Here is a 15,498-nt window from a genome sequence, read left to right as displayed (position 1 = left end):
CTCGATTGCTCGCTTAGTCCTTGGCGCGCTCGGCGTAGGAGCCGTCTTCGGTCATCACCACCACGCGGGTGCCGACCGTGATGTGCGGCGGCACGGTGGTGCGCACGCCGTTGGAAAGCACCGCGGGCTTGTAGGAGGATGAGGCGGTCTGGCCCTTGGTCACGGGCTCGGTGTCCACCACTTCCAGCGTCACGCGCTGCGGCAGGGCGATCGACACCGGGTTGGTGTCGTGCATGGACAGCTTGACCGTCATGCTCTCCTGAAGATAGGCGGCGGCGTCGCCGACCACGTCCTTGGAAACCTGGACCTGGTCGTAGGTCTCCGGGTTCATGAAGTGGTAGCCGTCGCCATCCTCATAGAGATAGGTGTAGTTGCGCTCTTCGATCGTGGCCTTTTCGACCTGGTCGGTGGTCTTGTAGCGTTCGGAGATCTTTACCCCGTCCGAGATTCGGCGCATTTCGATCTGGCTGACCGGGGTGCCCTTGCCGGGATGGATGTTCTCGGCGCTCACGACGACATAAAGCTTGCCGTCTTGCTCGATGACGTTGCCCTTGCGAATAGAACTGGCGATGACTCTCAAAGCTGTATTTCCTGCTTGCTTGGCCCGGCTGCGGCCAGGACGTGGTCAAATTGATGGGGGACTTGGGGCCTCAAATCGGACCTCGGCGCCCGTTTCGGGCCGCAACATACTGATTTTGCCGTTGGATGCCAGCACTTTGCTGCAGGTTGGGGCAGTCGGTTAATGGCTGGGGACAAGCCAATCTCGCCGTTCTGGTCGCCCTCGCGGCACCTCGACCGCCGGCCGTTCCTCCAGGCCAGGAGCGCCGTCACCGGAGCTTTGCGGGGCTTTTTCGCCGAACAGGGCTTCGTTGAGGTCGAAACCTCGGTCCTGCAGGTCTCCCCGGGCAATGAGACCCATCTGCATGCCCCCCGGACCGAAATCATGCGGCCCGACGGCAGCCGGACCAACCGATACCTGCGGACCTCGCCGGAATTTGCCTGCAAGAAGCTGCTGGCGGCAGGCGAGATGCGGATTTTCGAGTTCGCCCGGGTGTTCCGCGACCGCGAGCGCGGGGACCTGCATCTGCCCGAATTCACCATGCTGGAATGGTACCGGGCAGGCGCCCCCTATGACGCCATCATCGCCGATTGCGTCGTCGTGATCGCCCGTGCGGCGCAGGTGACCGGGATCGGGACCTTCTCCTTCCGCGGCCGGACCGCCGATCCCTTCGCCGAGCCGGAACTCCTGACGGTGGCGGGCGCCTTCGAGCGCTTCGCCGACATCGACCTGCTGTCGACAATTTCGGGCGGCGAGGGTAACCGTGCCGCGCTCGCCGCGGCCGCCCGCGGCAAGGTCCGTGTGGCCGAGGACGACACCTGGTCGGATATCTTCAGCAAGGTCCTGGTCGAGCATGTCGAGCCGCGTCTGGGGCAGGGGCGTTTGACGATCCTGTTTGAATACCCATCTCCAGAGGCGGCGCTGGCGCGGGTGAAAGCGGACGATCCGAGGGTCGCCGAGCGTTTCGAGGTCTATGCGTGCGGCGTCGAGCTCGCCAATGGCTTTGGAGAGCTGACCGATGCCGAGGAGCAGCGAAAACGCTTCACGGAATCGATGACGGAGAAGCAGCGCCGCTACGGCGAAGCCTATCCGCTCGACGAGGACTTTCTGGCCGCGGTTGCCGCAATGCCGGAGGCGAGTGGCGTCGCACTCGGCTTCGACCGGCTGGTCATGCTGGCGAGCGGTGCAACACGAATTGATCAGGTGGTCTGGACACCGCCTGCGGATGAGAGATGACGAAGACGAATCTTGCACGCACCCTGCGCGAGCCTGCCGAGCTGGTGGCCGAGGGCCTGGCTCCCGCATCGGCGCTGCCGGCGCTCGAACGCGTTGCCGCGCGCTATGCCGTGGCGATCACGCCTGATCTGGTCGAGCTGATTGAGACGACCGATCCCGACGATCCCATCGCGCGGCAGTTCGTTCCGACCGCGGCCGAGCTCGACGTGCAGCCGGGCGAGAGCGCCGATCCGATCGGCGACCATCCGCATTCGCCGGTTTCCGGGATCGTGCACCGCTATCCCGACCGCGTGCTGTTCAAGCTCGTTCACGTCTGCGCGGTCTATTGCCGGTTCTGCTTCCGCCGCGAGATGGTGGGGCCCGGCAAGGAGAATGCGCTCTCGGACGGCGCCTATCGCGCGGCGATCGACTACATCCGCGAGCATGGCGAGATCTGGGAGGTGATCCTGACCGGCGGCGACCCCCTGATGTTGTCGCCGCGGCGGATAAGCGAGATCATGGCCGACCTCGCGGCAATCGATCACGTCAAGATCATCCGTCTCCACACCCGCGTGCCCGTGGCCGAACCCGCGCGCGTCAGCGTGGAGATGGTTGCGGCACTGAAGGTCGAGGGAGCCACCACCTGGGTTGCGCTGCATGCCAACCATGCGCGGGAGCTGACCGGAACGGCGCGCGCCGCCTGCGCGCGTCTCGTCGACGCCGGTATTCCCATGGTGAGCCAGTCCGTGCTCTTGCGCGGCGTCAATGACAATATCGCCGCTCTGTCGGATTTGATGCGAGCTTTCGTCGAATGCCGGATCAAGCCCTATTACCTGCATCACGGTGATCTCGCGCCGGGCACCGTGCATTTGCGAACGACGCTGGCCGAGGGACAGGATTTGATGCGGCAGTTGCGCGGGCGAGTGTCGGGGCTGTGTCAGCCTGACTACGTCATCGATATTCCCGGCGGCGCCGGCAAATCACCGGTCGGTCCGAATTATGTGTCGGTGGCACAAAATATCGCAGACGATGCGCGTGAAGCGGGAGCCGAAACGCGCTATCGTATCGTGGATTATTGCGGCGATGTTCATCTCTATCCCCCCGAAAAATGAGCGGGGCTGAAATGCGAGCCGGTTTGAGAATGGAGAAGCGGACATGAAAAAGATCATGCTGGCAGCATCGCTCGTGGTCTTGCTCGGCGGCGCTGCGGTTGCACAGACCGGCGGTTCCAAGGGATCATCGACATCCGGCGGCGCGATCCCGGGAACGGTGTTGCCGGCGCCCGTCGGCCACCGCCAGCCGCGCGCGGCCGATGTGCCGAGCGAGAAGAACCTGAGCAACCCGAATACACCCGCGAACAAGGAAGACGCGGAGCTCGATCGCAAGATCAAGAGCATCTGCCGCGGCTGCTGAGGCTTTCACCTCTCCCGCAAGGGGAGAGGTGAGGAGCGGAGCAAGCGACTGACACTTCGCCTCGTCATGCCTTACGCCGACCGCTCGTGCAGCCCTGCGCGCCGGGTGTTGCGGCGGATCTCGACCGCGTCGGCGAGCTGCTCGAGCACGGTTGCCGTGGCCGGCCAGTCGATGCAGCCGTCGGTGATGCTTTGGCCGTAAGTGAGCGGCTTGCCCGGCACAACATCCTGTCGACCGGCAACGAGGTTGCTCTCGATCATCACGCCCATGATGCGGCTCTCGCCGCCCGAGATCTGACCTGCGATATCGGTCATCACCAGCGGCTGGTTCTCCGGCTTCTTGCTTGAATTGGCATGGCTCGCATCGACCATCACGAGCGGCGCGACGCCGGATCTGGTCAATTCATTGCAGGCGGCCGCAACGCTCGCCGCATCGTAGTTCGGCTTGCTGCCGCCGCGCAGGATGATGTGGCAATCCTCGTTGCCGGCGGTCGAGGCGATCGCCGAACGGCCGAGCTTCGTCACCGCCATGAAGTGATGCGGATGCGAGGCCGACTTCACCGCGTCCGCCGCGATCCGCACATTGCCGTCGGTGCCGTTCTTGAAGCCGACCGGGCAGGACAGCCCGGAGGCCAGCTCGCGATGGATCTGGCTCTCGGTCGTGCGGGCGCCGATCGCGGCCCAGGACACGAGGTCCGCGATGTATTGCGGCGTCGTCATATCAAGGAATTCGGTGCCCGCGGGCAGGCCGAGATTGTTCACCGCCGACAGCACGTTGCGGGCGAGCCGCAGGCCCTTGTTGATGTCGAAGCTGCCGTCGAGATCGGGGTCGTTGATCAGGCCCTTCCAGCCGATGGTGGTGCGCGGCTTCTCGAAATAGACCCGCATCACGATCTCGAGCTGGTCGGCAAGGTCTTCGCGCAGATGTGCGAGGCGCTCGGCGTAGTCGAGCGCGGCCTTGGGATCGTGCACCGAGCAGGGGCCGACCACGACCAGCAGACGGTCGTCCTGGCCGCTCAGGATGGCGTGGATGGCGTTGCGGGCGGCCATCACCACGCGTGTTGCGGTGAGCGTACGCGGGACCTCCCGCATGACCTCTTCCGGCGTGCTCAGTTCTTTCAGTTCACGGATGCGAAGATCGTCGGTCGTGCTCAGCACGGCTGGCTCCTGTCTGTGTTGGAAACCTGCCGGCCAATAAAAAAGCCGCCAGGTCTGGCGGCTTGTTCGGACGTTTGCTGCAATGTGTCAGATTGAGCGCGATCCTCCCGCCGCCAGCGAGCTGTCGTAGCTAAAATACCAAAAATAGCTGGTGGCGACGGTGATCATGGCAGGCCATATAGCGTGCCGCTGCCGGGTTGTCACCCCCAAAACGGCGCAGGGCGCGATGAGGCGTCTCAGGTGTTGCTCTTGCGCGCCGCCAGCGCCATGCCGATCAGGGTGGCGCCGCCGAACAGCAGGTTGATACCGACGAGGATGCCGATCGCCCATTCCGCCGAGCTCGGCAGTCCCGTGATCACCATGAACGAGATCGCGATGTCGACGAGGCCCGAGATCAGGAGCCACGACCAGCGGCTGCTCAACTCGCGGCGGTGCTCCAGTGCGTACATGATGGTGGCGACGCCCTCGGCGAGGAAATAGGCGCCGAGCACGATGGTCAGCGTCAGCACGGCCTGCATCGGCCGGGCCAGCAGCAGCATACCGGCGAGTACGGCCAGCGCGGCCGAGATCAGCGACCACCAGAAGCCTGGCGTGCTGCGCGCCCAATAGGTCGCGATCAGTCCGCCGATACCGCTGATCAAAAACATCCAGCCGAGGAAGATCGCGGTGGCAAGGCTCGCGAGCGGCGGGAGGATCAATGCGGCAACGCCGAGAACCACGAGCAGGATGCCTTCGAACAAGAAGGCCTTCCAATGCGCCTTGACCGCCTGGCTCATCGCGGATTGCAGCCGTGAAAATTCCTCAGGCGATGTCATGATGGCCTCGATCCCGTAAGCCGCCCATGCGACTCAATCTAATAGCTGCGCACCGTGCTTGCCATCCCCGCGCCTCAGCCACCGCCGGGCGCCGAGGAAAAACCCTCCGCGCTGGTGCGGATGCGGTTGCGGCCGAGAATGTAGATCGCCGTTGTGACAATCAGAAGCGCGAGGCCGAGCAGGATCGAGACGAAACCAATCGGGATCAGGGCCAGCGTCAGGTTGCGCTCGGGATTGATCAGCCAGTGATGGATCGAGGTCAGCACGAAGGCGAGCCCGAGAAAGCCGATGCCGCCGCCGGCCAGCAGCAACGCCCACATCCGCCGCAACTGGCTGAGGCGCTCGCGTGCCACATCGGTCCGCGGCGCATGGTGGCGCGCGACGCGCCGGACCAGGCGGATGGCGAAGGCTATCGAGCTGAAGCCGATCAGGAGGCTCGCGGCACCCAGCCACATCCGCAGCGTTGGATCGAGATCGGGCATGCGCTGAAGCGTCAGCAGCGGGAAGTCGAAGGCCGAATGCAGGGCGAGCGGGCCGACGAAGATCAATAGCCGGCTGGAGAGACGGGCCCAATCGCGATGGTGGCGGTTCGCGCCCAGTGCCGTGCCGGCGCGCGCGATCGTCAGGTAAGCGCCGGCAATGATGCCGAGCGCGCCGTGGAATGGCACGGTCAGCACGCTGCGCAGGGCGGCCAGCGAGCGCCACATCTCGGCGTGCTGGACCAGATAGGCGAGGTTCTCGTAGGCGGCGAAGCCGAGGCCGACCGCGGCGCCATAAACCACGGTGTCCATCGGATTGGCAAAGGTCCGCCGCTTGGTCGAGGAGACCAGCACGATGGCGATCACCTTGACGGCCTCCTCAGGCAGCGCGACGCCGAAGATCGAATGCATGGCCAGCGCCGCCCAGGGGTCGTCGGGGGCGGCGACCATCTTGGCGAAGGGGGCGCGGGCGAGGCCCAGCAGCGAAATGCTGGCCGCACCTAACAGGAAGGCAGTCCAGACCTGGGCCGGCGGGCCGGGGCGCTCTTCGGCGGCAATGACAAGCCACAGCATGAGTAGCGCCGGGGCGATCGCGGCAGTTCCAATGACGGTGGGTAGCGCTTCGATCAGGTACATTGCGCCGAAAATAGGTTCCCTTGATCCGCATATCTACGCTCACCGATGCGACCATGTGTCATGCGCCAGCTGTCGGCTCGCTTAACGCGCGCGACAGCTTCCGTTCATCGGCGCCGCGGACCAACAAGAAGTAGAATACAAGCGCGATCAATTGCATGACAAGGAATGCTCGTCATCCATGGCAACAACCGCGCGCCAGATAAGGGATCGAGATTGGCGAGCCAGATCAAGGAAATACGCAGGTTTCTTCGATTCATGGCGCACGCGGTCCGGCGGCGGCCCCGCGCTTCTCCGGCTCAGTGCGTGGTGATCGGAGTCGGTGCGTCGGGGGCGACGTCGAAGGCGCCGAGATGGAATTCCTCGCCGACGGACTCGTGTGACTCGGAATGCTGCACCAGCAGCGTGAACGCGGCCTGTGGGTATCGCTTCCAGATCTCGAGATCGCCGGCGGTGATGGTGAGCCAGCCGAACGTGTACATGTAGCGTCCGGGCTCGGTGACCCGGCCGACCCTGTCCCAGGTGATCTTACCGACTTTGATTTTATCAGCCGTGATCTTGTCGACTGCCATTCGGTCCCCCGATCGCAAGTCTGCAAAATGACGTCCTGCACCAGGCACAGACCTGCAAAAGCTGATCCGGCATTGGGGCCGCTATAGGGCAGCGAGGCCGAGGGTCAGGCCGACTTCAGCAAGGGCGTGCGGACGATCAGGCGGTCGAGGTCGTCCCGGTTCTGCTTTTCGGCGAATTTGACCGCAAAGCCGTGGTCGAACTTGCGGATCACCCGCCCGACGCAGGCGCCGACCGCAAGCGGGGTTCCGACCGTCGGATCGTATTCGGAGGACACCGCGACGCCGGCCGTCGAGACGTCGATGATGAAGCACGGGTGACTGCTGCCGTCCGCGAGGGTCAGGACGGTGTGCGAGACCTGCGGAACGAAACGCGCGTCACGCCGCAGCTCGCGAACGCTGGCATCCTTCTGCTTCTTCTCGAGCCAGGTCAGCTTTTCCGACATCCAGGCGCGCCGCGCCCGCGTCATCTCGAGCTCCATCAGGAAGCCCGCCTTCAGTGTCGCGCTGATGGTGCACTGGAACTCGCCGAAATCCTGGAAGTAGGAGGTCACGCGCTCGCCGACCTTGCCGACGACAGGCACGTCCACGATCATCCGGAACGGCGAGACACGCTTGGTTCGGCAGGCGAAGCTGCGGAGCTTGCCCTCGCAATCGTACCAGCGGGGCAGCGAGTAGCTGCCGCTCACCGCAAGGTCAACTGCTCGCTGCCTGAGGAACTCTGCGACGGACATGTGCGCCAATCTGTTTTTGGATCATTCCCGTAGTTCCACGGTAGCGGCGAAACTCTAAGCAATTGATACCGGCGCACATGAGCAGGGGTAAATTTCCGGTAAATGCACGGGGCCCGGCGACGCGCGATAACGCGCGGCGGATAGTCACAACGTCGTCATCGGGTAATCCGGGCGGTGGCGTTCAGACCGCCCCGAGCAGCACCAGCAGCGCCAGCGCACCGACGAGAATGACGAGCTTGATCCCTGTCCAGATCAGGCCGTCTGGCCTGATCGCCAGGCCGAACCACGGAACTGTGCGCCGGATAGTCAATGTCGTGAGCGCATCGACCATGGCGAGCTCAAGAGCGATGCCAGCGATCGCGGACCATGACTGGGCTGGTGGCATCCACGCCGCGAGCCAGGCCGGGACGGAGCCTCTGATGGACACGAGCAGCGCGATCCAGGCGAACCAGAACACGGAGCCCTTAACGATATCGGGCCCGATCGTATCGGGCTCGAGCCTGATACCGATCGCTGCGAGCGCGCTTTCGATGCGCGTGCCGTCGGTCAGGAAAAGAAACGCGCCGAGGTAGAGAGGAACGCGGGACTGGAAGAGCAGCGCAATGATGCCGAACAGGACTGCGTAGCCGTAGGCATCACCGAGAATGGTCATGCCGGCCGCGAGCGGCGACTGCGCAGCCGGGGCTTGGCGCTGCGGAAGCGATCTGGCGCGCGCCATATGCTCCAGCATCTTGGCACGCCGGTCCGGCGCATAGGGGGCCGTACGATGCATCCAGGACGGCGGCTCCGAGGCAGCGCCGGACTGGCCTTTCGGGATGGTCTCGCGCTGCTCCATGGGCCTACCGGTTCCGATCGGACGTTGGTCGAAGGTTGGAGGCGGGGAGGTTCATGTCGCGGCGGCAGATTTGTCGCCCCTGGCGAGCCCTCGCAGCTGGCGCTTCCTAGCGAAGGGCGATGTGCGAACGAACTCAACTGGTTTGCCACTTTTCTAAAAGGCAAAGCCTGCAGCAAATGGGCAGGACCGCTCACTCAGTTGCGGAGAGCTATCAACTCAACGCTGGAACCTATCGCAACACCAGAGAGTTCTTGCCGTGAATGAGCAGCGCCGTCGCCCCGGCGCAGCAAGCGCCGAGGCCGAGGCGCAAGCCTGCGTGGGGAGGAACGGTTATGAGACTCACTCTTTCGGTCATCAAGGCGGACGTTGGCTCTGTTGGAGGGCATACGAAACCGTCTTCACACATGATGGCGGCTGTCGATGTCGAAGTCGGGAAGGCGATTGCTACTGGTCTTTTGATCGACGGCTTCGTCTGCCACACCGGCGACGACATCGCGATCATCATGACGCACACGCGGGGCGAAGGCAGCTCCGAGGTCCATCAATTCGCCTGGAAGACGTTTCTCGCGGCGACTTCGGTTGCGAAGACTTCCGGTCTCTACGGCGCCGGTCAGGATCTTCTCGCAGACGCGCCTTCCGGAAATATTCGCGGTGCCGGCCCGGGCGTCGCCGAACTCAGCTTCGAGCACTTATCGGGCCGGAGGCCCGCGGAGTCGTTCATGGTGTTCGCCGCCGACAAATGCGGCCCCGGCGCCTACAACCTGCCGCTCTACCTCGCCTTCGCTGATCCCATGTATTGCGCGGGGCTCATGCTGCCCCCGATGATCAAGGGATTCCGTTTCCATGTCATCGACATGGATTGCACGGCGGGCGACAGCGTGATCGAACTCGACGCGCCTGCTGACAATTACCACATTGCCGCGTTGCTCCGAGACAACGAGCGTTTTGGCATCGACCGCATCGTTTCTCAAACATATGGCGAGGTTGCCGCCGCGGTGTCGGCGCAACGTCTTCACGCAATCGCAGGCAAGTATACCGGCAAGGATGATCCGGTCGCGATCATCAGGAACCAGGGAATTTTCCCGGCTCCCGAGGAGATCGTCTCGCCCTTCGCCAAGGCACATTTCGTGGGTGGGGATGCACGCGGCTCGCACGTGATGCCGCTGATGCCGGTGCCGCTTAATACGCCGGTGACTGGCATGTACTGCCTGCCGATCGTTTCCTGCGCTGGCTTCTCGATCGACAAGGAAGGCCGCTTTTCCGAGTCCTATACCGATTTCTTCGACAATCCGGCCTGGGACGAGGTGCGCCGGCGTGCGCAAAGCAAGGCAATCGAGATGCGCAGCCAAGGCTGGTCCGGCGCTGCGATGCTGCCCTATTCCGAATTGGAGTATGGCGGCTTCCGCGACACCGTATCCGCACTCCTGAAGCGTTTTCGGCTGCGCGAGGAGCGCAAGCCGGAAGCGGCCGAGTAGAGAACGTGTGACGCGGGCGCTATTGCGACATGCTAATGCTGGGAGGTGGGCGTGGCGAGAAAACGTATCGGCATTCTCACCGGCGGCGGCGACGTCCCCGGCCTCAACGCAATCATCAAGACCGTGACCTATCGCGGCAGCGAGGACGGCATCGAGGTCGTCGGTCTCCGGCGCGGTTGGGAGGCCCTCACGCACCTGAACTTGGACGACCCCGCCAGCAAATCCCACTACCTGATCCCGCTCAATCGGGAAAATACGCGCGTCATCGACCGACGCGGCGGCACCGTGCTGCACTCGAGCCGCACCAATCCCTCCAAAATGAAAAAGCTGCCCGATCATCTGGCCGGCCGAGGCCTTCCAATTTCGGAGAGTACCAAGGCCGGCGTCACAACCAAGACCTGGGACGTCACCGGCCAGGTACTGGCGAACTTATCGGGGCTTGGCATCGAGCACCTCATCGCAATCGGCGGCGACGACACACTTAGTTATGCGGACAAGCTCAACGGACTCGGCGTCAAGATCATCGCCATCCCGAAGACGATGGACAACGACGTCCGCAACACCGAGTATTGCATCGGTTTCTCGACCGCGATCACCCGCGCCAGCGATGCCATCCAGCGGCAGCGCACCACTATCGGCTCACACGAGCGGATTGGCATTTTCCGCATCTTTGGCCGCGATGCCGGATTTACGGCACTCTATACCGCGTACGCGACCTCGATCCGATGCGTGGTACCGGAGTACAAGGTCAATCTTGGCAAGCTGATTGAGTTGCTGCGCGAGGAGAAACGCGCCAACCCAAGCAACTATGCGCTGATCGTGCTCAGCGAGGGAGCGGAGTGGGATGGCTACAAGGTGCAGGAATACGGCGAGCCTGACGCTTACGGTCACCGCAAGAGGGCGAGCGTCGCCGAAGCGCTTGCTGACGAGATCAAGCGGCGCGCCGGCGAGGAGACCATCGTCTCTGATCTCACCTACGATCTGCGATCGGGCGATCCTGATTTCATCGACAAGCTGGTCGCCCTGACTTTTGGCAACATGGCCTACGATGCCATCCTGGAAGGTAAGACAGGCCTCATGTCGGCGCTGGTCGAGGGCCGCTACGACCTTGTACCCATCCCTGACGCCAGGCTCGGACCGCGCGTGTTGGACGTCGCCAGCACGTACAACACAGAGCGCTATCGTCCTCTCTATTCCAACAAGCGCGGGCTGCCGATCTTCCTCAACCGTGCGTCCTGAGCAGGGATATTGGTTTGCGAGTCGCGCAAAAATCGAAACGAAATCAAAGATGTCTTGGAAATCAAAGATGTCTTGGAAATTTGGCGCTCCCTAGCGGAATCGAACCGCTCTCTCCACCGTGAAAGGGTGGCGTCCTGACCGATAGACGAAGGGAGCAAACGCAGGGCCCCGCCGCTTTCCGCAGCACGGCCGCTGGCCGGCCGAACAGTGCCCGGCGGCTTGCAGCGGGCGAACGTATAGTGGCCTTTGCGCTCCCGGGCAAGCCGTTCGGGAACGGACTTTTGGCTCCGGTGGACAGCGCCGGCCCCGGGATCATCCGGAGGCGATTTCAACGGATTCTTAGGGTTCCCTGCGTAGCGCTGGACGGGGAGATTTTCGCCAATGCCACCGCCGAAAAAGCGCGCAGAGCGCAAGCTGCTGTCCCGGCACGCCTGGATCACGCTCGACGGCGGCTTCGCCGCGCGGCACTGCCTGGTCCAGGACATCTCGGACACGGGCGCGAAGATCACGATGGACGAGGACGCGAGCCAGCTTCCGGGCGTGATCCGGATGGCCTTCGCACGCGACGCGCGCACCGGGCGGAGCTGCCAGGTGGTCTGGCGCCGCGGCAAGTCGGCCGGCGTCAAGTTCATCTGACCACGGGACCCGGACGGCCCCGATGGCGCGCGGCACCGGTCCGGGCTACAAGGCGGCGATGCGCACGCCGCTCCTCATCCTGATCTCGTTGCTGGCTACGTCCGCGACCGCGGCGGAGAGCCTGCGCCTGCCGCCTGCCGAGCGGCCGCAGGCGGGCAGGGAGACCGGCAGGACGCTGCCGCTGAACGGCGCGGCCGGGAAGGTCAGGGCGGGCTCGTGCGCCTCCTACGGCCCGCGCTTCGTCATGGTCGAGGGCACCGGGACCTGCGTGAAGGTCGGCGGCTCGATCAGCGTCGACACCTCCATCCGGCGCTGATGGCCCATGGCGCCGGATCTGGTGCGGCTCGATATCCTCGTCCCCGTGCTGATGTATTGCGCGCTCTTGTGGTGGGTCGGCCGCGGCCTCGGCTGGATCGCGCGCCTCGCCACCGCCGTGGTGACGCTGCTGCTGATCATCTGCGTGCTGCTGGTCGAGCGCGGCTGGCCGCTAGGGGCCTAAAACAAAAACTGCGAAAACAACCCCATGCACAGTAGCCAAGCCACGGCAAAAGCTTAGGTTTTTCGTAATTTGGATTTTGCGAAATTAATCTCGATGCGTCGGGCAAAACAGGGGTATGATGCCATCGTCGAAAGATGCGGCCGATTGGTCGCGCGGCTTGCTCCGACGCCGATTCCCCGCGCGATCGTCGCAGCTTACGCCGCGCCAGCATTCACGACATCGGCGGTGCGACGAATTGCGCAAATCCGGGCCGCTTGCCGAGCTCGGCGAGCCAGCGGGTGAGGTGCGGCTGCGCCGGCCGGCTGATGCCTTCGACGCCGAGCCAGCGCCGCGCATAGGAGCCGATCGCGATGTCGGCCAGCGTGAACTGTTCGCCCTCGATGAAGCGGCGCGAGGAGAGCAGGCGGTCGGCGATGGCCCAGACCTCGGCGGCGGCATCGGCATCGCGCTGCACCTGGATCATGTCGCGCTCGGCGGGCGCCGTGCGCACGATGCCCCAGAACACGGGGCGGTCGACCGGCTGCACCGTCGACAGCGTCCAGTCGAGCCAGCGGTCGACCGAGGCGCGCTGCTTCGGCGCATCAGGGTAGATCGGCGTGCCGCGGCCGTGCGCGAGGCAGAGATAGCGCATGATCGAATTGGACTCCCACAGCACGAAGTCGTCCTCGACCAGCGTCGGGATCCGCGCATTGGGATTCATCGCCAGATACTCGGCCTCGCGGGTCTTGCCATACTGCATGCCGGCATCGATGCGCTCGTAGGAGAGGCCAAGCTCGGTGAGGCACCACAGCACCTTCTGCACGTTGACCGAATTGGCGCGGCCCCAGATCGTCAGCTTGGTGTCAGGCATCAAAGCATCCCCCGCATTGTCGCATGCTGCGGGTGATAGCGGAATTCGGCACGCCGAGCGATGCGCGATTGCATCGTGCCCCTCATGCAAAAAGCTCCGCACGCGGCGGAGCTTCCATTGCAAAGTTCAACGTGACGGTCAGCGGCCGAAGAACAGCCACAACAGAATGATCACCGGGATCGGCACGCCAAGCATCCACAGCAACAGCCCTCTCGCCATCGCATCCTCCTCCAATCGGCTTCGTTGAAGAGAGAACGTGGGGCCAGCGGCGTTGTTCCTGACAGGCGCCTTACCAATGGCCGATGTTGGGCATCGATGCCCACGGCTCCTGCGGCGGCTTCGGCTCGCCCTTCTGCAACAGCTCGATCGAGTGCAGGTCCGGCGAACGGACGAAGGCCATGTTGCCGTCGCGCGGGGGACGGTTGATGGTGACGCCGGCCTTCATCAGCTTCTCGCAGGTGGCGTAGATATCGTCGACCTCATAGGCGAGATGGCCGAAGAAGCGATCCTCGCCGTACTTCTCCTCGTCCCAATTGTAGGTGAGCTCCACCAGCGGCGCGCCGCGCGTCTGCGGCTGCTTCTTCAGGGCCTCGAGATCGTCCGCCGAGCACAGGAACACCAGCGTGAAGCGTCCCTTGTCGTTCTCGATCCGCCGCACCTCCTTCAAGCCCAGCGCATCCTGGTAAAACTTCAGCGCGACATCGAGATTGCGCACGCGCAGCATGGTGTGGAGGTATCGCATGGTTGTTGCTCCCTGGAACGGACGGAGGGTTTTGCTTTGGGCCGGGACGGCGGGCGAGAGATAGCAGGAAAATGTAGTGAAGGGCACTCACATACGCAGGGTATGTGCGGGTTCTGACCCACCTTGTTTTGGCGGGTTAGTGCAGAATTCTGGCTCGGTAGTCAGCATCGGCCATGTCTCTGTCCGCAGCCATCTTAACGCCCCTCGGTGTGAGAGAGGATAACGCCGAAGACGGGTATTCGATAAAGGCAAGCCCTCCGGTCTGTGGATTAGTTGGATAAGTGGGACATCCCTTTAGCTGTGAATAGGTCGAATAGCCCGGATAAACCCGACATATATCTGACCATTCAAGAACAGCTCGGTATCCATGGCCATGGTCAGCGTCATGGAGATTCGCATGAAGGATTACGTAAGACGGTGGTGGCAGCGCTGGTGGAACGGGGAATACGTACCGCCGAAGAATGTCCCGGGAATCCCGGTCATCTTTATCCAAGGTCGCTCCGAGCGCCACTGGACGTCCAAGCTCTTGCACACCGTGGTCGAGTTCTATCTAGAACACTGGCAATGGTGTTTTACGACGGCATTTACGGTTACTGGCTTAGTCATCGCGGCATGGAAGCTGCCCTGATCTGCGGCCAGTCGGGATCCTCCCCGACAAACCGTCAGCAGTGCTTTCGTGAACTGAAGCTACACGTCTCGCGGCGAGGCTTTGATTATCTCGATTGCGTCACCGCTCAACCTCTCGAGGTCGGGGCGGCATTCTGGAATCTTCAGAACTACGTTGACTGTGCACTCGATTGCCGCTGCCCGCCGAGCACGCTCGCAGCCGCAAGTTAGCGAACTGGCAATAGCGAATAAATTTGGTGCTCGGTCTCCGGAATCCCGGTATTTCCTCAACAAATCAGGTTCAATTAGTGGTAGCAGGAAAGGAGAGATACCGTAGAAGAGACAATGACTAGCAGTCGTTTAACAAAGCGTGCGCGCAGGCGGCGGCGTGCCAAGGTTCGCGCACAGCGAAGCGTTGACCAGCTCAATAGAGCTCTCGGCGAATTTCTGACGGAGATGGGCCGCGTTGAATTTACGATGCTGCTGTACGTCGATGTTATCAACGAGGCACCGATCGAGCGCCTATTCGACGAATATTCCCAGAAGACGTTCGGACCGAAAGTCGGTTGGTTCAAGGAATGGGTCGAGTTCGCCGGCGTTCCGTCGGAGAAGCGAGCGATAGTCGATCGGGTCTATCGAAACCTGAAAGAGATACATTCCAAGCGGAATTTCTTGGTCCACGGCGAAACCTGGCAGGGCGCGTTTTATGGTCAGCACAGACAGGCCTACCGGGTTGGCGTCGTTAAACAGAACTTGGAATACATCGACGAGTTTGATCGCGGTGAGCACGGTGAAAACGTCTTCAGCTTGTCAGAAGTCAAAGCTCTTACAAAGCTTTGTGGCGACACCGTAACCGATTTGAATTTCCTGCGAGGTCAAAGTCTGCCGGATTAGACGAAATTTGCGGTGACCGTGCTGGACTGCCCCCCTTAAGTGAGACACGATAATTCCTGTGACAGGCATTTTGAGGATGACCTGTGGCAGTACGAGCAAAGAACCGTCAGTTTCCGACGGCCTACAAATTGAAGGCGATCAGGCGGGT

The 15,498-nt window shown here is 62.9% G+C and carries 19 protein-coding genes and 1 tRNA gene; 10 read left to right on the top strand and 10 right to left on the bottom strand.

From position 1 onward, the window contains the following. Positions 1-13: 13 nt before the first annotated feature. Entirely contained in the window at positions 14-580 is a 567-nt protein-coding gene (gene efp / locus CVM73_RS23915; protein ID WP_028177546.1) for an elongation factor P, read from the bottom strand. Positions 581-742: 162 nt separating this feature from the next. Between efp and epmA the strand changes: the two genes are divergently transcribed. The 3 genes from epmA to CVM73_RS23900 are packed head-to-tail and all read left to right on the top strand — an operon-like array spanning position 743 to position 3,187. After that, positions 743-1,795 (top strand): EF-P lysine aminoacylase EpmA, encoded by a 1,053-nt coding sequence (gene epmA, locus CVM73_RS23910; RefSeq protein ID WP_100234308.1) that lies wholly within the window; start codon positions 743-745, stop codon positions 1,793-1,795. Then, positions 1,792-2,886, top strand: a complete 1,095-nt coding sequence (locus tag CVM73_RS23905) for a lysine-2,3-aminomutase-like protein (protein ID WP_100234307.1) — start codon at positions 1,792-1,794, stop codon at positions 2,884-2,886. Before epmA ends, CVM73_RS23905 begins: the two co-directional genes overlap by 4 nt. A gap of 43 nt (positions 2,887-2,929) precedes the next feature. Then, positions 2,930-3,187, top strand: coding sequence for a hypothetical protein (locus tag CVM73_RS23900; RefSeq protein WP_100234306.1), 258 nt, complete (start codon positions 2,930-2,932; stop codon positions 3,185-3,187). A 71-nt stretch (positions 3,188-3,258) separates the two neighbouring features. Here CVM73_RS23900 and CVM73_RS23895 read toward each other — a convergent pair whose 3' ends face one another. From CVM73_RS23895 to CVM73_RS23870, 6 genes are all read right to left on the bottom strand, one after another. Beyond that, the gene (locus CVM73_RS23895; protein ID WP_100234305.1) at positions 3,259-4,344 is read right to left on the bottom strand and encodes a 3-deoxy-7-phosphoheptulonate synthase; all 1,086 of its coding nucleotides are present in this window, start codon (positions 4,342-4,344) and stop codon (positions 3,259-3,261) included. 236 nt (positions 4,345-4,580) lie between these two features. Further along, positions 4,581-5,159, bottom strand: a complete 579-nt coding sequence (locus tag CVM73_RS23890; protein WP_100234304.1) for an HdeD family acid-resistance protein — start codon at positions 5,157-5,159, stop codon at positions 4,581-4,583. Positions 5,160-5,233: 74 nt separating this feature from the next. Beyond that, entirely contained in the window at positions 5,234-6,274 is a 1,041-nt protein-coding gene (locus CVM73_RS23885; RefSeq protein ID WP_100234303.1) for a PrsW family glutamic-type intramembrane protease, read from the bottom strand. A gap of 296 nt (positions 6,275-6,570) precedes the next feature. Further along, positions 6,571-6,843 carry a hypothetical protein gene (locus tag CVM73_RS40470; protein WP_167407019.1) on the bottom strand — a complete coding sequence of 91 codons (273 nt, stop codon included), beginning with the start codon at positions 6,841-6,843 and terminating at the stop codon, positions 6,571-6,573. Between the two features lie 104 nt (positions 6,844-6,947). After that, positions 6,948-7,574 (bottom strand): PilZ domain-containing protein, encoded by a 627-nt coding sequence (locus tag CVM73_RS23875; RefSeq protein WP_100234302.1) that lies wholly within the window; start codon positions 7,572-7,574, stop codon positions 6,948-6,950. Between the two features lie 181 nt (positions 7,575-7,755). Further along, positions 7,756-8,409: a hypothetical protein gene (locus CVM73_RS23870; protein ID WP_100234301.1), complete on the bottom strand. Its 654-nt coding sequence runs from the start codon at positions 8,407-8,409 to the stop codon at positions 7,756-7,758. Between the two features lie 260 nt (positions 8,410-8,669). On the opposite strand from CVM73_RS23870, the gene CVM73_RS23865 reads away from it, so the two are divergent. Both CVM73_RS23865 and CVM73_RS23860 read left to right on the top strand, forming a co-directional pair. Beyond that, positions 8,670-9,884, top strand: coding sequence for a fructose-1,6-bisphosphatase (locus tag CVM73_RS23865; protein WP_283809940.1), 1,215 nt, complete (start codon positions 8,670-8,672; stop codon positions 9,882-9,884). Between the two features lie 51 nt (positions 9,885-9,935). Further along, positions 9,936-11,123, top strand: coding sequence for a 6-phosphofructokinase (locus CVM73_RS23860; protein WP_167407024.1), 1,188 nt, complete (start codon positions 9,936-9,938; stop codon positions 11,121-11,123). Positions 11,124-11,204: 81 nt separating this feature from the next. On the opposite strand, the gene CVM73_RS23855 is transcribed toward CVM73_RS23860, so the two are convergent. Further along, positions 11,205-11,279, bottom strand: a tRNA-Glu gene (locus tag CVM73_RS23855). A gap of 225 nt (positions 11,280-11,504) precedes the next feature. Between CVM73_RS23855 and CVM73_RS23850 the strand changes: the two genes are divergently transcribed. The 3 genes from CVM73_RS23850 to CVM73_RS23840 are packed head-to-tail and all read left to right on the top strand — an operon-like array spanning position 11,505 to position 12,258. Continuing rightward, a complete protein-coding gene (locus CVM73_RS23850) occupies positions 11,505-11,759 on the top strand; it encodes a PilZ domain-containing protein (protein ID WP_100234298.1) in 255 nt (84 codons plus the stop codon). 58 nt (positions 11,760-11,817) lie between these two features. Then, complete coding sequence (locus CVM73_RS23845) at positions 11,818-12,075, top strand: hypothetical protein (protein WP_100234391.1); 258 nt, start codon at positions 11,818-11,820, stop codon at positions 12,073-12,075. A gap of 6 nt (positions 12,076-12,081) precedes the next feature. Further along, complete coding sequence (locus tag CVM73_RS23840) at positions 12,082-12,258, top strand: hypothetical protein (RefSeq protein ID WP_100234297.1); 177 nt, start codon at positions 12,082-12,084, stop codon at positions 12,256-12,258. Positions 12,259-12,469: 211 nt separating this feature from the next. On the opposite strand, the gene CVM73_RS23835 is transcribed toward CVM73_RS23840, so the two are convergent. Then, positions 12,470-13,108, bottom strand: coding sequence for a glutathione S-transferase family protein (locus CVM73_RS23835; protein ID WP_100234296.1), 639 nt, complete (start codon positions 13,106-13,108; stop codon positions 12,470-12,472). Positions 13,109-13,397: 289 nt separating this feature from the next. Further along, the gene (locus tag CVM73_RS23830; RefSeq protein ID WP_100234295.1) at positions 13,398-13,850 is read right to left on the bottom strand and encodes a VOC family protein; all 453 of its coding nucleotides are present in this window, start codon (positions 13,848-13,850) and stop codon (positions 13,398-13,400) included. A 397-nt stretch (positions 13,851-14,247) separates the two neighbouring features. Here CVM73_RS23830 and CVM73_RS23825 point away from each other — a divergent pair, with 397 nt between their 5' ends. Then, positions 14,248-14,478 (top strand): hypothetical protein, encoded by a 231-nt coding sequence (locus CVM73_RS23825; protein WP_146006651.1) that lies wholly within the window; start codon positions 14,248-14,250, stop codon positions 14,476-14,478. Positions 14,479-14,801: 323 nt separating this feature from the next. Beyond that, positions 14,802-15,350: a hypothetical protein gene (locus CVM73_RS23820; protein WP_146006650.1), complete on the top strand. Its 549-nt coding sequence runs from the start codon at positions 14,802-14,804 to the stop codon at positions 15,348-15,350. Positions 15,351-15,498: the final 148 nt, after the last annotated feature.

This window comes from Bradyrhizobium forestalis, assembly GCF_002795245.1.
GTDB lineage: Bacteria > Pseudomonadota > Alphaproteobacteria > Rhizobiales > Xanthobacteraceae > Bradyrhizobium > Bradyrhizobium forestalis.
Note: the sequence above shows the minus strand (reverse complement) of the source record. Positions and strands in the feature narration are given on the sequence as shown.

Coding starts and splice junctions, on each gene's coding strand:
- epmA (WP_100234308.1), top strand. CDS start 743: ATGGCTGGGGACAAGCCAATCTCGCCGTTCTGGTCGCCCTCGCGGCAC.
- CVM73_RS23905 (WP_100234307.1), top strand. CDS start 1,792: ATGACGAAGACGAATCTTGCACGCACCCTGCGCGAGCCTGCCGAGCTG.
- CVM73_RS23900 (WP_100234306.1), top strand. CDS start 2,930: ATGAAAAAGATCATGCTGGCAGCATCGCTCGTGGTCTTGCTCGGCGGC.
- CVM73_RS23890 (WP_100234304.1), bottom strand. CDS start 5,159: ATGACATCGCCTGAGGAATTTTCACGGCTGCAATCCGCGATGAGCCAG.
- CVM73_RS23885 (WP_100234303.1), bottom strand. CDS start 6,274: ATGTACCTGATCGAAGCGCTACCCACCGTCATTGGAACTGCCGCGATC.
- CVM73_RS40470 (WP_167407019.1), bottom strand. CDS start 6,843: ATGGCAGTCGACAAGATCACGGCTGATAAAATCAAAGTCGGTAAGATC.
- CVM73_RS23875 (WP_100234302.1), bottom strand. CDS start 7,574: ATGTCCGTCGCAGAGTTCCTCAGGCAGCGAGCAGTTGACCTTGCGGTG.
- CVM73_RS23870 (WP_100234301.1), bottom strand. CDS start 8,409: ATGGAGCAGCGCGAGACCATCCCGAAAGGCCAGTCCGGCGCTGCCTCG.
- CVM73_RS23865 (WP_283809940.1), top strand. CDS start 8,670: ATGAGCAGCGCCGTCGCCCCGGCGCAGCAAGCGCCGAGGCCGAGGCGC.
- CVM73_RS23850 (WP_100234298.1), top strand. CDS start 11,505: ATGCCACCGCCGAAAAAGCGCGCAGAGCGCAAGCTGCTGTCCCGGCAC.
- CVM73_RS23845 (WP_100234391.1), top strand. CDS start 11,818: ATGCGCACGCCGCTCCTCATCCTGATCTCGTTGCTGGCTACGTCCGCG.
- CVM73_RS23840 (WP_100234297.1), top strand. CDS start 12,082: ATGGCGCCGGATCTGGTGCGGCTCGATATCCTCGTCCCCGTGCTGATG.
- CVM73_RS23835 (WP_100234296.1), bottom strand. CDS start 13,108: ATGCCTGACACCAAGCTGACGATCTGGGGCCGCGCCAATTCGGTCAAC.
- CVM73_RS23830 (WP_100234295.1), bottom strand. CDS start 13,850: ATGCGATACCTCCACACCATGCTGCGCGTGCGCAATCTCGATGTCGCG.
- CVM73_RS23825 (WP_146006651.1), top strand. CDS start 14,248: ATGAAGGATTACGTAAGACGGTGGTGGCAGCGCTGGTGGAACGGGGAA.
- CVM73_RS23820 (WP_146006650.1), top strand. CDS start 14,802: ATGACTAGCAGTCGTTTAACAAAGCGTGCGCGCAGGCGGCGGCGTGCC.